The organism is Acidovorax sp. KNOB132 (assembly GCF_057541515.1).
In genome coordinates, this window is the sequence record NZ_BAAJYT010000098.1 from 1 (window position 1) to 13,054 (window position 13,054).

The 13,054-nt window shown below is 68.2% G+C and carries 16 protein-coding genes; 11 read left to right on the forward strand and 5 right to left on the reverse strand.

Features of this window, described 5'->3' with window-relative positions:
- Both AC27IO_RS13860 and AC27IO_RS13865 read left to right on the forward strand, forming a co-directional pair.
- The coding region (locus AC27IO_RS13860) for an EF-hand domain-containing protein (protein ID WP_498739234.1) at window positions 1–429 on the forward strand (429 nt) is incomplete at its 5' end.
- Between the two features lie 20 nt (window positions 430–449).
- Window positions 450–1,265 carry a DUF4198 domain-containing protein gene (locus AC27IO_RS13865; protein ID WP_498739235.1) on the forward strand — a complete coding sequence of 272 codons (816 nt, stop codon included), beginning with the start codon at window positions 450–452 and terminating at the stop codon, window positions 1,263–1,265.
- A gap of 16 nt (window positions 1,266–1,281) precedes the next feature.
- Here the strand turns inward: AC27IO_RS13865 and AC27IO_RS13870 are convergent, their stop codons facing one another.
- Window positions 1,282–2,673 carry an aminopeptidase P N-terminal domain-containing protein gene (locus tag AC27IO_RS13870; protein WP_317351491.1) on the reverse strand — a complete coding sequence of 464 codons (1,392 nt, stop codon included), beginning with the start codon at window positions 2,671–2,673 and terminating at the stop codon, window positions 1,282–1,284.
- 143 nt (window positions 2,674–2,816) lie between these two features.
- On the opposite strand from AC27IO_RS13870, the gene AC27IO_RS13875 reads away from it, so the two are divergent.
- Complete coding sequence (locus tag AC27IO_RS13875) at window positions 2,817–3,566, forward strand: hypothetical protein (protein WP_498739236.1); 750 nt, start codon at window positions 2,817–2,819, stop codon at window positions 3,564–3,566.
- 33 nt (window positions 3,567–3,599) lie between these two features.
- Here the strand turns inward: AC27IO_RS13875 and AC27IO_RS13880 are convergent, their stop codons facing one another.
- Together AC27IO_RS13880 and AC27IO_RS13885 are read right to left on the reverse strand one after the other, a co-directional pair.
- Window positions 3,600–4,385: a nucleotidyltransferase family protein gene (locus tag AC27IO_RS13880; RefSeq protein ID WP_498739237.1), complete on the reverse strand. Its 786-nt coding sequence runs from the start codon at window positions 4,383–4,385 to the stop codon at window positions 3,600–3,602.
- Window positions 4,382–4,774, reverse strand: coding sequence for an S-adenosylmethionine decarboxylase family protein (locus tag AC27IO_RS13885; protein WP_498739238.1), 393 nt, complete (start codon window positions 4,772–4,774; stop codon window positions 4,382–4,384). The genes AC27IO_RS13880 and AC27IO_RS13885 overlap by 4 nt, the downstream gene beginning before the upstream one ends.
- A gap of 104 nt (window positions 4,775–4,878) precedes the next feature.
- Here AC27IO_RS13885 and tkt point away from each other — a divergent pair, with 104 nt between their 5' ends.
- The 7 genes from tkt (at window position 4,879) to AC27IO_RS13920 (ending at window position 11,820) form a co-directional block, all read left to right on the forward strand.
- Window positions 4,879–6,933 carry a transketolase gene (tkt, locus tag AC27IO_RS13890; RefSeq protein ID WP_317351478.1) on the forward strand — a complete coding sequence of 685 codons (2,055 nt, stop codon included), beginning with the start codon at window positions 4,879–4,881 and terminating at the stop codon, window positions 6,931–6,933.
- A gap of 97 nt (window positions 6,934–7,030) precedes the next feature.
- Window positions 7,031–7,495 carry a hypothetical protein gene (locus AC27IO_RS13895; RefSeq protein WP_498739239.1) on the forward strand — a complete coding sequence of 155 codons (465 nt, stop codon included), beginning with the start codon at window positions 7,031–7,033 and terminating at the stop codon, window positions 7,493–7,495.
- Between the two features lie 14 nt (window positions 7,496–7,509).
- Complete coding sequence (locus AC27IO_RS13900) at window positions 7,510–8,304, forward strand: hypothetical protein (RefSeq protein WP_284431608.1); 795 nt, start codon at window positions 7,510–7,512, stop codon at window positions 8,302–8,304.
- 52 nt (window positions 8,305–8,356) lie between these two features.
- Complete coding sequence (gap, locus tag AC27IO_RS13905) at window positions 8,357–9,358, forward strand: type I glyceraldehyde-3-phosphate dehydrogenase (RefSeq protein WP_272550521.1); 1,002 nt, start codon at window positions 8,357–8,359, stop codon at window positions 9,356–9,358.
- A gap of 320 nt (window positions 9,359–9,678) precedes the next feature.
- Complete coding sequence (locus tag AC27IO_RS13910; protein WP_284431609.1) at window positions 9,679–10,149, forward strand: DUF4398 domain-containing protein; 471 nt, start codon at window positions 9,679–9,681, stop codon at window positions 10,147–10,149.
- Window positions 10,150–10,245: 96 nt separating this feature from the next.
- Window positions 10,246–11,148 carry an OmpA family protein gene (locus AC27IO_RS13915; protein WP_284401668.1) on the forward strand — a complete coding sequence of 301 codons (903 nt, stop codon included), beginning with the start codon at window positions 10,246–10,248 and terminating at the stop codon, window positions 11,146–11,148.
- Window positions 11,149–11,262: 114 nt separating this feature from the next.
- Window positions 11,263–11,820 (forward strand): DUF924 family protein, encoded by a 558-nt coding sequence (locus tag AC27IO_RS13920; RefSeq protein WP_498739240.1) that lies wholly within the window; start codon window positions 11,263–11,265, stop codon window positions 11,818–11,820.
- A 31-nt stretch (window positions 11,821–11,851) separates the two neighbouring features.
- On the opposite strand, the gene AC27IO_RS13925 is transcribed toward AC27IO_RS13920, so the two are convergent.
- Both AC27IO_RS13925 and AC27IO_RS13930 read right to left on the reverse strand, forming a co-directional pair.
- Window positions 11,852–12,259 (reverse strand): YciI family protein, encoded by a 408-nt coding sequence (locus AC27IO_RS13925; protein ID WP_498739241.1) that lies wholly within the window; start codon window positions 12,257–12,259, stop codon window positions 11,852–11,854.
- A 22-nt stretch (window positions 12,260–12,281) separates the two neighbouring features.
- Window positions 12,282–12,695, reverse strand: a complete 414-nt coding sequence (locus AC27IO_RS13930; protein WP_498739242.1) for a VOC family protein — start codon at window positions 12,693–12,695, stop codon at window positions 12,282–12,284.
- A gap of 88 nt (window positions 12,696–12,783) precedes the next feature.
- Here AC27IO_RS13930 and AC27IO_RS13935 point away from each other — a divergent pair.
- Window positions 12,784–13,054: helix-turn-helix domain-containing protein (locus AC27IO_RS13935; RefSeq protein WP_498739244.1), on the forward strand; the 271-nt coding region annotated here is incomplete at its 3' end.

Here is a 13,054-nt window from a genome sequence, read left to right on the forward strand (position 1 = left end):
TGCGCGGCCCCATCGGCCCCTGCCGGCGACGGCCCGGCGCGGCCGGCAGGCGGCCACGGCAATGCCGCCTTCATCGGTGGCTACGACGCCAACCAGGACGGCCAGGTCACCCGCGCCGAGTACAACGCGGTGCGCAAGCAGCGCTTCGCGGCTGCCGACACCAACCGGGACGGCTGGCTCAGCGAAGCCGAATACGTGGCCGAGTTCGAGGGGCGCCTGCAGCAGCAGTACGCCGCCCAGAAGCGCCCGCCCGACACGGCCCACGCCGCGTCGATCCAGCAGGCCCATGTGCGATTTGGCATCCTGGACAAGAACAAGGATGGCCGCCTGACCGAGGACGAAGAACTCGCCATCGCCGACCGGACCTTCAAAGGCGCGGACACCAACGGCGACGGCGTGGTCAATGCCGCCGACGCCAAGAAGCCTTAAGGCCGCCATCCATGCCTGCCATGCACACCGCCCCTCTCTTGCCGTGGCTGCGGCGCGCCGGCCTGGCGCTGGCCCTGGGCCTTTGCGGCCTGGCCCGCGCCCACACGCCCTACCTGCTGCCCGCGAGCTTCGACATCGAGCCCGGCTCCACCGTCAGCGTGGACGCCGGCTTCACCGAGAAGTTCTTCCTGCCTGACGTGGCGTTCGGCGACACGCGCTTTGCCATCACCACGCCCGATGGCGGCACGCTGCCGTTCGGCGATGTGCGCCAGTTCAAGACGCGCACCGTGGCCGAGCAGAAGCTGCCCGGCGCCCAGGGCACGTACCGGCTCAGCACCGGCCCGCGCCTGGGCGCGATCTTTCGCAGCTGGGAGCACGGCGGCAAGGTCGAGGTGGCACGCGACCCCGCCACGCCGATGCCGCCCGGCGCCAGGCTGCTGAGCCACTACCAGTCGCTATCCATCTCCGAGGCCTATGTGACCGCGAGGCCCCCCACGCGGGCCGCGCTGGCGGGCTCGGGCAAGGGGCTGGAGATCGTGCCCGCCACGCACCCGAGCGATCTGTTCGCCAACGAAGCCTTCGACTTCGCCGTGCAGTTTGACGGCCAGCCGCTGGCCGGGCACAAAGTGGACCTCTACCGCTCGGCGATGGACCTCGCCAGCCAGCACAGCGCCGAGAGCCTGAAGACCGATGCGCAAGGCCGCATCCACTACGTGTCGCCACAGCCCGGCGTGTACCTGGCCCTGGTGCGCCACCGTGCGCCCGCGCCGCAAGGCGCGGCGGCCCCGATGTACGGCCACAACTACACGCTGACCTTCCGGGTGCTGGCCCCGTAGCGCGCGGTGAGGGGCGTCAGCCCCGCATCAACGCCTCGATCTCGTCCGCCTTCACCGGCACGCCGCGCGTGATCAGCTCGCAGCCGCCGTCGGTGACGATGGCGTCGTCCTCGATGCGGATGCCCAGATGATGGAAGGCCTCGGGCACGCCCGGGGCCGGGCGCACGTACAGGCCCGGCTCGATCGTCAGCACCATGCCGGGCCGCAGGATGCGGCTGGGGCGGTTGGCGATGGTCTCGCCCGAGAGCGGGTCCTTGCGCTCGCTGACCTGCCCGACCTCGGACGGCTCCACGTAGCTGCCGCAGTCGTGCACGTCCATGCCCAGCCAGTGGCCGGTGCGGTGCATGTAGAACTGGAAGTAGGCGCGGCTGTCGATCACATCCTGCGCCGTGCCCACCGTGTTCCTGTCGAGCAGGCCCAGGTCCAGCATGCCCTGCGCCAGCACGGCCACCGTGGCGTCGTGCGGGTCGTTGAAGCGGGCGCCGGCCTTCGTCGCCGCGATGGCCGCGTCCTGGCTGGCCAGCACCAGGTCGTACAGCGCGCGCTGCGGCCCGGTGAAGCGGCCGTTGGCGGGAAAGGTGCGCGTGATGTCGCTGGCGTAGCCGTCGAGTTCGCAGCCCGCATCGATCAGCACCAGTTCGCCATCGCGCACCGGGGCGGCGTCGGCGCGGTAGTGCAGCACGCAGGCATTGGCGCCGGCGGCGACGATGGAGTTGTAGGCCGGGCACTGCGAGCCGGCTTCGCGGAAGGCATGCAGCAGTTCGGCGTCCAGGTGGTACTCCCGCACGTCCTCGCCCGCGCGCAGCATGCGCGCGCTGCGCTGCATGGCGCGGATGTGGGCCTGGGCGCTGATGGCCGAGGCGCGGCGCATGGTGTCCTGCTCGTGCGCGTCCTTCACCAGCCGCATTTCGTCGAGCAACGTGCACAGGTCGTCCTGCTGCGCCGGGCACAGCGCGCCGTAGCGCACCCGTGCGCGCACCTGGTTCAGCCAGCCCTCCACGCGCGCGGCCAGGCCGGTGTGGATGGCGAATGGGTACCAGACCCGGGTGCGGTTTTCGAGCAGGCGGGGCAGTTGCGACTCCAGCACGGCGGCCGAGTGCGCGGCGTCCACGCCCAGCGTGCCCACGGCGGCCTCGGGGCCCAGGCGGTAGCCGTCCCAGATCTCGCGCTCCAGGTCCTTGGGCTGGCAAAACAGCGTGCTCTGGCCCTGCGCCGTGATCACCAGGCAGGCGCCCGGCTCGGTGAAGCCGGTGAGATAGTAAAAATAGCTGTCGTGCCGGTACAGGAAGTCGCTGTCGCGGTTGCGCGGGCGCTCCGGGGCGGTGGGCACGATGGCGATGCCGCCTTCGCCGAGCATCGAAGCAAGGCGGGCGCGGCGCTGGGCATAGAGGGAGTTCTGTGGGCTCATGCAGGCATTCTCAGGGCATCGGCTGGGGAGCATTTGCAATTCCACTGGGCAAATTACATTTCGAATCACTGCAGGCACGCGCCGCTCCGGCGGTGCCCGCAAAGCGTTCGAGAATGGCGGGCTCCCCCTCTCCTGGATCGCGCATGTCCGGTTTCGCCCCGCTGCAGTTCATTTTGACGACCTTCCTGCCGCTGCTGGGCCTGGGGTTGACGGTGGCCCTGCTGGGCTACGGCGCCTATGCCCTGTGGATTGATGTGCCGCAAAAGCTGGTGCTGTCGCGCCGGGCCCTGCTGGTGCTGTGCGGCGTGGCGCTGCTGTGCAACGCATGGCTGGGGCTGCGCCTGTACCTGTCGCACAGCGAGCGGCAGGAATGGAAGGACGGCGCCGTGCACCGCGCCAGCCGCGAGCGCTTCGCGCTGGCGCAGGATTTCCAGTACGGCGAGTTGCTGATCCCGGCCGGCAGCCTGGTCAACCGCCAGGACCCGTTCGACAAGGGCGAGCCGTCGCGTCCCGTGGCGCTGCATGGGCTGGAAGCGGTGCGTTTTTCGCAGCCGGTGCTGGTGGCCGGGGTGTGGGCCAGCGCGCTGCAGATCAACCCGCTGCGCGTGGAGCTGGCGCAGGACCAGCGCATCGGCCCGCTCTACCGCTACGACGCGGCCAGCCAGGGCTGGGTGGCCAACAAGCTGGTGCCCGCGCTGGCCTGCAAGAAGGGCCAGATGGCCGTGTTCCAGGTGCCGCACATTCCCTACGACGTGCCGGCGGAGGTGGGCAAGCCGCCACCGGACGGCCCCGCCGCGCGCTTTCTGCCCAGCCAATGGCTGTTCCGCAACTGCGAGGCGGCGCCACCCATTGCCGTGCAGCCCGCAAACGGCGGCACCACACCGGCCCAGTGATCGCAACGCGCCGAAAAAGGCCGCCCCGACCCCTCAGCGGTTGAGCTGCGCCAGCCGCTGCGGCGTGCCCACATCGGTCCAGCGGCCGGTGTAGAGCGATGCGGTGACGCGGCCCGCATCCATGGCCCGGCGCAGCAGCGGTGCCAGCGCGGCGCTGATCCCCGTCGGATTGCCGGCGGGCACATCGCACCAGGGCGCGCCGAACAACTCCGCCCGCAGCAGTGCGAGGGTGCTGTAGGTGTAGCGCGGCGCGGTGCTGTCGGCCGGCAGGTTCAGCGCCAAGCCGGCGTCCGACCGGCCGAAGTCCCCGCGCGGGTGGTGCTCCGGGTTGGGCACCAGCCACAGGTGGACCAGCGCGGTGCTGGCGGCAAAGCGCTGTGCGGCATCGGCCGAGAACACGAAATCGGGCGCGAACACGTCGCCCGCCGCCAGCCAGAAGACGGGCCCCAACTGCGGCAGCGCCCGCGCGATGCCGCCGGCGGTCTCCAGCGCACCACCGAAGTCGCGGCCTTCGTGCGAGTATGAAATCGATAGCAGGCTGCCGGCGGATTCATTGCCCTGGAGGCCGAAATGCCCCCCAAACCGCTCGCTGATCTGCTCGCCCAGCCACGCCGTGTTGATGACGGCGCGTGGCACGCCCGCCTGGGCCAGCGCACGCAGGTGCCACTCCAGCAGCGGCACGCCCTGCACCGCCAGCAGCGGCTTCGGGCACGCATCGGTCAGCGGGCGCATGCGCTCGCCGCGGCCGGCGGCCAGCACCATGGCGGGAATCTGCGCGCCTCCCTGGACCGGCAATGGGGTCTGCACGGCTGCGTTCATGCCGCAACGCCCTGGGCCACCGCACCGCGCTGCAGCGCATGCCGCTGCGCCCGTGCCGGTTCGAACAAGGCCAGCAGCGCGGCCATCAGCGACTCGGCCTTGGCCGAATGGTCGCCGCCGAAATTGCACACGTACACATCCAGCGTGACGGCGCCCAGTTCGGGCCAGGTGTGCACGCACAGGTGCGACTCGGCCAGCAGCAGCGTGGCCGTCACGCCGCCCGCCCCCTGCGCGGTGGCCGGGAAAGTGTGGAACAGCTGCCCAACGGCCTGCAGCCCGGCCGCCTGCACGGCGCCGGCGCAGGCGCGGCCCAGCGCGGCAGCATCGGTCAGCCAGTGCGGCGCGCAGCGGCATTGCTGGAGATCGGCGGTGAGGTGCAGGCCTTGCATGGGGCTGCACTGTAGTGCATCGGGGCCCGGGGACGGGGCCCTGGGAGCCGCCCCGGTAAAATGCCGGGTTTTCCCCCCACCGCCCCCTTCCGGAGCCGCCCCTGATGGCCAATTCTCAACAAATGGCGAATGCGATCCGCGCACTCGCAATGGATGCAGTTCAACAGGCCAATTCCGGCCACCCCGGCGCCCCGATGGGCATGGCCGACATGGCCGTCGCGCTGTGGGGCCGCCATCTGCGGCACAACCCCGCCAACCCGCACTGGCTGGACCGCGACCGCTTCGTGCTGTCCAACGGCCACGGCTCCATGCTGCTGTACGCGCTGCTGCACCTCACGGGCTACGACCTGCCCATCCAGGAGCTGAAGAACTTCCGCCAGCTGCACAGCAAGACGGCCGGCCACCCCGAATACGGCATCACGCCCGGCGTCGAGACGACCACCGGCCCCCTGGGCCAGGGCATCACCAACGCCGTGGGCTTCGCGCTGGCCGAGAAGCTGCTCGCCAAGGAATTCAACCGCGACGGCCATGCCGTGGTGGACCACCACACCTACGTTTTCCTGGGCGATGGCTGCCTGATGGAAGGCATCAGCCAGGAAGCGCTGTCGCTGGCAGGCGCCTGGAAGCTCAACAAGCTGATCGCGCTGTATGACGACAACGGCATCAGCATCGACGGCCAGGTCGCCCCCTGGTTCGTGGACGACACCCCGGCCCGCCTGCGCGCCTGCGGCTGGAACGTGATCGGCCCCGTGGACGGCCACGACGTCGAGGCCGTGGCGGCCGCGGTGCAAAGCGCCAAGACCTCCACCGACAAGCCCACGCTCATCGTCTGCAAGACCGCCATCGGCAAGGGATCGCCCAACCGCGCGAACACCTCCAAGGCCCACGGCGAACCCCTGGGCGCCGACGAGATCACGCTCACGCGCAACGCCATCGGCTGGAGCCACGTGCCCTTCGAGATCCCGGCCGAGGTCTATGCCGACTGGAGCGCCAAGGACACCGGCGCCCAGGCCGAAGCCGAATGGCAGCAGCGCTTCGACGCCTATGCCGCCGCCTTCCCCGAGCTGGCCGCCGAATTCACCCGCCGCATGGCCGGCGACCTGCCCAAGCACTTCGCGCAGACCGCCGTGGACACCGTGGTCGGCATGCACACCAAGGGCGAGACCGTGGCCAGCCGCAAGGCCAGCCAGCTGGCCCTGGAAGCCTTCACCGCGCAACTGCCCGAGCTGCTGGGCGGCAGCGCCGACCTGACCGGCTCCAACCTCACCAACACCAAGAGCACGCCGGCCCTGCGCTTCGACGAACACGGCGACGTTCAGCAGGTGGAAGTGAACGTGGGCGCCGAGACGGTGCGCGTCGGCGGGCGCCACATCAACTACGGCGTGCGCGAATTCGGCATGGCCGCGATCATGAACGGCATCGCCCTGCACGGCGGCTTCATCCCCTACGGCGGCACCTTCCTCACGTTCAGCGATTACAGCCGCAACGCCATCCGCATGGCCGCGCTGATGAAGCTTCGCGTGGTGCACGTGTTCACCCACGACTCCATCGGCCTGGGCGAAGACGGCCCGACCCACCAGTCGATCGAGCACGCCGCCAGCCTGCGCCTCATCCCGAACCTGGACGTGTGGCGCCCGGGCGATACGACCGAAACCGCCGTCGCCTGGAGCGTGGCCCTGTCCAACCGCACCCAGCCCACGGCCCTGCTGCTGTCGCGCCAGAACATCGCCTATGCCCCCAAGCGCGACCTGGGCGACATCAGCCGCGGCGCGTACGTGCTGTCTGAGCCGGCCGACGTGGGCATCAAGAAGAAGGCCCAGGCCGTCATCATCGCCACGGGTTCGGAAGTGCAACTGGCGCTCAAGGCGCAGCAACTGCTGGCCACGCGCAAGATCGCCGTGCGCGTGGTGTCCATGCCCAGCACGACGACCTTCGACCGCGAAGACACCAAGTACAAGCAATCCGTGCTGCCCGCCGGCATCCCCCGCATCGCGGTGGAGATGGGCGTGACCGACGGCTGGTGGAAATACGGCTGCGCCGCCGTGGTCGGCATCGACACCTTCGGCGAATCGGCCCCGGCGCCGGTGCTGTTCAAGCACTTCGGCTTCACGGAAGAGAACGTGGCCGATACGGTGCAGGCGGTGCTGCGCAAACGTTGATCGATCCAACCCTGCGCGATGGGGGATTCTGCCGACCTGTTCCAGATTGGCAGAAAACTCCCGCCGCGCTTGAAAACATCAGGAACCACCTGCCGGAATGAAGAGCGCGTCCAGAGCTACCAAAATCATGGCTGCCGTTGCAGGTGGCCTGCTGCTTTGCGGCGCGGCTGGGCTTTTCATGGCGGGTGCATTGTTCGAGTCCAGCGGGGTGGATCGAGGTTCTTTCGTGTACCGCCTTGGCGCGCCCGAATACCTTCGATCGGTGGAGATTCTGGACAAATGCCAAAAACCGAGATACCGCTGGAAGGGCCGTGACGGCGAGAGCAGCCCTTATTCGTCAGTCACCTACGGCAGTCTGAAGAGCTCGGCTGATTTAGTGCAATCGTATCGAAGCGCTTTCGATAAAAAATCATGCAAAGTGAAAGACGAAATCCAGAGCGTGGGCAACAAAAATCATTTGGCGCTCGTTTGCGCGCAGCAGGATTTCTTATCGGTTGACCTATTCATCACCGACGCAGGCGGTTGCAAAGAAGTCACTCTCGATTTCCTGGAAAACTATTAATCCGCTGGAGACGAATGAGCAAGCGCGAAGATATTGTGGACGGGAGCGAAGCCGCGGCGAAAGCCTATGGCCTCGTATACACCTGCCATCTGGGCTGGCTGGATCTGGGCCATATGGATCCCAAATCCACCCGTGCGCACACGGGAGCTTCCGCGCTTTGGAAAGAAATCAACGCGGGAGGTCCGGATGTGCGGCACTGCATGGGCACCCTTCGGCAGATCTGCACGCTGCCGGCGCTTTCGAATGTCTATCCTGCGGCGAAATTTCCCGACCAGTCTTCCACTGGCTTCAAGCTGACGTACAAGCAGGACATGGGCAAGCGCGTGTTCGGCGCCAACCTGTCGACAGGCGTATCGCGGGAATACATCGTTCGCCACCACCTGTCCACCGACGAAAAGAAATCCGTGGCATTGGCGATCTTCATGGAAGTCAGCCTGGAATTCGAAAATTACCAGGAATACTTTCCCAAATTCATCACGGACAGCGGGTTCAGCCAGGAAGACCTGGTTTCCAACCTGATCGGCTTTCACATCGCGGTCGGCACCGTGACCAAATCGCAGGTGATCGCCATGGCCAAACCCGTCTCCAAAGCCACGGCTTTGGCCATCTGGGATCGCAACGGGGCCGTGGGCGCCAACAAGAACAGGGGCTTCAAGCCCATGCTCAGCCCGGACACCTCGGCGATGACCGACACGGCGTGCATCAACGAGTGCGGCGGCCTGACGCCCCGGGTGCCCGATTTTCTGAAAAGCATTCTCCCGGCGAGAAAGGGCGAGCTTTTCATGAACAACGTACTGGGTAGCTCTTGAGGTTCATTCAAGGGCTTTTTATCAATCTTTTCTTTTTACTGAGGATAGTTCCATGACGATCAAGATTGGCATCAATGGCTTCGGCCGCATCGGCCGCATGGTGTTCCGCGCCGCCGTGCAGAACTTCTCCGACATCGAGGTCGTCGGCATCAACGACCTGCTGGAGCCGGATTACCTAGCGTACATGCTCCAGTACGACTCGGTGCATGGCCGCTTCAAGGGCACCATCGCGGTGGAGGGGAACACCCTGGTCGTCAACGGCAAGAAGATCCGCCTCACGCAGGAACGCGACCCGGCGCAGCTCAAGTGGAACGAGGTCGGCGCGGACGTCGTGATCGAGGCCACGGGCCTGTTCCTGACCAAGGAAACGGCGCAAAAGCACATCGACGCGGGCGCGAAGAAGGTCATCCTGTCGGCACCGTCCAAGGACGACACGCCGATGTTCGTGCATGGCGTGAACTGCAATTCCTACGCCGGCCAGCCCATCATCTCCAACGCCTCGTGCACCACCAACTGCCTGGCCCCCGTGGCCAAGGTGCTGAACGACAAGTGGGGCATCAAGCGCGGCCTGATGACCACCGTGCACGCCGCCACCGCGACGCAAAAGACCGTGGACGGCCCGTCCAACAAGGACTGGCGCGGTGGCCGCGGCATCCTGGAAAACATCATTCCCAGTTCCACCGGCGCCGCCAAGGCCGTGGGCGTGGTGATTCCGGCGCTCAACAAGAAGCTCACCGGCATGTCGTTCCGCGTGCCCACCTCCGACGTGTCGGTGGTGGACCTGACCGTCGAGCTGGAAAAGCCCGCTACGTACGCCGAGATCTGCGCTGAAATGAAGTCGCAGTCGGAAGGCGCGCTCAAGGGCATCCTGGGCTACACCGAAGACAAGGTGGTGGCGACCGACTTCCGCGGCGAGAGCTGCACCAGCGTGTTCGATGCCGATGCCGGCATCGCCCTCGACGACACCTTCGTGAAGATCGTGTCCTGGTACGACAACGAATGGGGCTACTCCAACAAGTGCCTGGACATGGTGCGCGTGGTGTCTTCCCGCTGAGACAGCAGCGCCCGCTCGTCGGACCATCGGAACGCGCCTTCGGGCGCGTTTTTCTTTGGGCGAATGGTTTGTGCCGCCATTGGCCGCTTCGCCTCCGCCCATCGGCATGAATATGAATGGCATCCGCAGGAACGCGCTCGCAACCGTTGCTTTCGGATGCATTGCTCACGTTTCGTCGGACATTGCCCACGCGGCCTGCTGCGATGGGCCTACGCCGGGTGGCAGGCCCAGCCCGAACAATCGGAACCCTGTCGCCAGGGGCTCCCCTCACCGGGACCCGCCCCAAAGCGCCATTCCATCCCTGTCCGGAGAAAAACACCATGCCGACCTTCACCTTGATCCGAACTGCCACTGCCGTGCTGGCGCTGGGCGCGCTTGCCGCCTGCTCCTCCACCCCCAAGCCCACCGAGCAGATGGCCGTGAGCCGCACTGCCGTGGACCGCGCGACCACCGCGCCCAAGGTGGCCGCCAACGCCCCCGTGGAACTGCAGAGCGCCCGTGACAAGTGGACCCAGGCCCAGCAGGCCCTGGACAGCAAGGACTACACGCGGGCGCGCCGCCTGGCCGCCGAAGCGGAAGCCGATGCCCGCGTGGCCGAGACGAAGGCCGAAGCCACGGACAACGCCGCCACGCTGCAGCAGGTCAAGACCAGCATCCAGTCGCTGCAGGACGAAATCACCCGCCGCGCGCCGCCCGTCCCCGGTGCCATGCCACCGCCCCCTCCCGCGCCAGTGCCCATGGCCGCCCCCATGCCAGCACCCATGCCCGGTGCCATGCCTCCGGCCCGCTGAGGCACCGGGCCTTCGGACCCGCCTCCCTGACCGGCCGCCGACACCCACGCGCCACCGCGGCGCGGCCGCCCACCCCCCGATTTGAAGGACACCACCATGCAGTCATCCAACCTCCGCCGAACCTCCACCCTGGCCGCTGCCCTGCTCGCCGCCGGCCTGCTGGCCGCCTGCGCGTCGCCCGGCCCCCTGCCGGCCGTGGAGCAGGCCCGCTCCGCCGTGAACCGCGCCGCCACCGATCCGGCTGTGAACCAATACGCCCAGCTTGAACTGAAGGCCGCCACCGACACGCTGGCCCGCGCCGACCATGTGCTGCGCGACGAGAAGGACGAGTCCGAAGCCAACCATCTCGCCTACCTGGCCACGCAGCGCGCCGCCATCGCCACGAACACGGCCCAGGCCCGCCGCCTGGACGCCGAGATCAAGCAGGCCGGCAGCGAGACCGACCGCCTGCGCCTGGAAGCGCGCACCCGCGAGGCCGAAGCCTCGGCCCGCAATGCGCAGGTCGCCCAGGCCCGAGCCATGACAGCCGAGCAACTCGCCGCGCAGCAGCAGGCGCAAGCCCGGGCCGCGCAGGACCGCGTGCGCCAACTCGAAGCGCAGCTGCGCGAGATCGAAGGCCAGCAGACCGAGCGCGGCCTGCTGGTCACGCTGGGCGATGTGCTGTTCGCCTTCAACAAGGCCGACCTGTCGGCCCAGGCCGGTCCGCGCCTGGACAAGCTGGCCAACTTCCTCAAGCAGTTCCCCGAGCGCAAGCTGCTGATCGAGGGCTACACCGACAGCGTGGGCTCGGACAGCTACAACCAGGAACTGTCGGAGCGCCGCGCCCAGGCCGTGCGTGACGCGCTGGTGCAGCGCGGCGTGGACACCAGCCGCATCACGGCACGCGGCTACGGCAAGTCCTACCCCGTGGCCGAGAACGGCTCGCCCGAAGGCCGCGCCATGAACCGCCGCGTCGAGATCGTGATCGCCGACGCACAGGGCAACCTCAAGGGCCGTTAAAGTCCGACCGATCCGCGGGCGGGACACCGCCCGCACCGACCGCCGCCGTTTCCCTGCATCTGCCGGGCACGGCGGCTTTCTTTCGTCTCCCACCCTTTCTGGATCCGATCCGCCATGCACCCTGACTTGCCCGATGCCGCACGCCATGTGCTGACCTTCTGGTTCGAGGACACCACGCCCCAGCAATGGTTCGCCAAGGACGCGGCGTTCGACGCCGCCATCCGCGACCGCTTCGCCCGCCTGCACCACGAGGCGGCGCAAGCCGAGCTGTGGGACTGGCGCGCCACGCCGCAGGGCCGGCTGGCGGAGGTGATCGTGCTGGACCAGTTCTCCCGCAACCTGCACCGCGACAGCGCCCAGGCGTTCGCGCACGACGGCATGGCCCTGGTGCTCGCGCAGGAGGCGATGGCGGCCCAGGCCGACGCCGCCTTGCCGCCCGCGTGGCGCGCGTTTCTCTACATGCCTTACATGCACAGCGAGTCCGCTGCGGTGCAGGCGCGATCGGTCGCGCTGTTCACGCAGCTCGGCAACGCCAACAACCTCGACTTCGCGGTGCGGCACCGGGACATCGTGGCGCGCTTCGGCCGCTTTCCGCACCGCAACGCCGTGCTGGGCCGCCCTTCGACGCCGCAGGAGACGGCCTTCCTGCAGGAGCCCGGCAGCGCGTTCTGAGGGGGTGCTGCCGGGCGCCCCTCAGCGCCCCTCAGCGCCCCTGCATTTCGGTGAAGCCCTTGGCGGCCTCCTGCACATCGGGCGGGAAGTCCGACATCTCCTGGATCTGCCGCACTTCGATGGTTTCGTTGTCCGACGCCGGGCAGCGCGAGGCCCAGGCGATCGCCTCCTCCCGGGAGGCCACCTCGATGATCCAGAACCCGCCCAGCACCTCGGCCACACCGGGAAAGGGCCCGGGCTGCACCTGGGGGGCGCCGCCTTCGAAGGTGATGCGCACGCCCGCCGACGGCGGGTGCAGGCCTTCCAGCGACCGCAGCACGCCGGCGGCCTGCAGGCTTTCGTTGTAGGCCATCATGGCCGCGACGGCATCGGCCTCGGGCACGGTGCCGGGCGCGGCGGATTCGTAGCCGTGGGGAATCATCAAGAGCATGAATCGCATGGCGGGGCCTCCGGGGCAGGGGTCAGGACTCGGTCGGGGGAATGGCGCCGGGCTCCATGAACATGACTTCCCACAGGTGCCCGTCCAGGTCTTCGAAGCCGTGCTGGTACATGAAGCCGTGGTCCTGCGCCGCGCGCGGCGCCTTGCCGCCGGCGGCGACCGCCTGGCGCACGATCTCGTCCACGGCCGCCCGGCTGTCGCGCGACAGGCAGATCAACACTTCGGTGGAGCGATGCGCGTCGCTCACGGGCTTGTCGGTGAAGGTCTGGAAGAACGGCTGCGTGAGCAGCATGACGAAGCTGTGCTCGCCCACGATCATGCAGGTGGCCTTGTCGTCGGTGAACCGCGGGTCGAAACGAAAACCCAGCGCGGTGAAGAACGCGACGGACCGGGGCAGGTCCTGGATGGGCAGGTTCACGAACATCTGGGTGGCCATGGACATCTCCAAAAAAGGACGGGGCTTGTGTACGCCGTTCAAAAACCTTAGCAGACACAATGGACAGCGTCCACATCGACAAACCCGCATGACCGAACCCGCTCCGCAGGGCCCGAACCCGCCCCCCAACGCCATGCCGCCGCGCCAGACCTACCGCCACGGGGATTTGCGCCGCGCCCTGCTGGACGCGGGCGTGGCGCTGGCGCGCGAGGGCGGCCCGCAGGCCGTGGTGCTGCGCGAGGCCACGCGCCGGGCGGGCGTGGCGCCCAACGCGGCCTACCGCCACTTCGCCAATCGCCAGGACCTGCTGGAGGCCGTGCGCGCCGTCGCGCTGGCCCGCATGGCGCGGGCCATGGAAG

What these genes read in the sequence shown, in the direction of transcription:
- AC27IO_RS13865 (WP_498739235.1), top strand. Translation starts at nt 450, where the DNA reads ATGCACACCGCCCCTCTCTTGCCGTGGCTGCGGCGCGCCGGCCTGGCG.
- AC27IO_RS13870 (WP_317351491.1), bottom strand. Translation starts at nt 2,673, where the DNA reads ATGAGCCCACAGAACTCCCTCTATGCCCAGCGCCGCGCCCGCCTTGCT.
- AC27IO_RS13875 (WP_498739236.1), top strand. Translation starts at nt 2,817, where the DNA reads ATGTCCGGTTTCGCCCCGCTGCAGTTCATTTTGACGACCTTCCTGCCG.
- AC27IO_RS13880 (WP_498739237.1), bottom strand. Translation starts at nt 4,385, where the DNA reads ATGAACGCAGCCGTGCAGACCCCATTGCCGGTCCAGGGAGGCGCGCAG.
- AC27IO_RS13885 (WP_498739238.1), bottom strand. Translation starts at nt 4,774, where the DNA reads ATGCAAGGCCTGCACCTCACCGCCGATCTCCAGCAATGCCGCTGCGCG.
- tkt (WP_317351478.1), top strand. Translation starts at nt 4,879, where the DNA reads ATGGCCAATTCTCAACAAATGGCGAATGCGATCCGCGCACTCGCAATG.
- AC27IO_RS13895 (WP_498739239.1), top strand. Translation starts at nt 7,031, where the DNA reads ATGAAGAGCGCGTCCAGAGCTACCAAAATCATGGCTGCCGTTGCAGGT.
- AC27IO_RS13900 (WP_284431608.1), top strand. Translation starts at nt 7,510, where the DNA reads ATGAGCAAGCGCGAAGATATTGTGGACGGGAGCGAAGCCGCGGCGAAA.
- gap (WP_272550521.1), top strand. Translation starts at nt 8,357, where the DNA reads ATGACGATCAAGATTGGCATCAATGGCTTCGGCCGCATCGGCCGCATG.
- AC27IO_RS13910 (WP_284431609.1), top strand. Translation starts at nt 9,679, where the DNA reads ATGCCGACCTTCACCTTGATCCGAACTGCCACTGCCGTGCTGGCGCTG.
- AC27IO_RS13915 (WP_284401668.1), top strand. Translation starts at nt 10,246, where the DNA reads ATGCAGTCATCCAACCTCCGCCGAACCTCCACCCTGGCCGCTGCCCTG.
- AC27IO_RS13920 (WP_498739240.1), top strand. Translation starts at nt 11,263, where the DNA reads ATGCACCCTGACTTGCCCGATGCCGCACGCCATGTGCTGACCTTCTGG.
- AC27IO_RS13925 (WP_498739241.1), bottom strand. Translation starts at nt 12,259, where the DNA reads ATGCGATTCATGCTCTTGATGATTCCCCACGGCTACGAATCCGCCGCG.
- AC27IO_RS13930 (WP_498739242.1), bottom strand. Translation starts at nt 12,695, where the DNA reads ATGGCCACCCAGATGTTCGTGAACCTGCCCATCCAGGACCTGCCCCGG.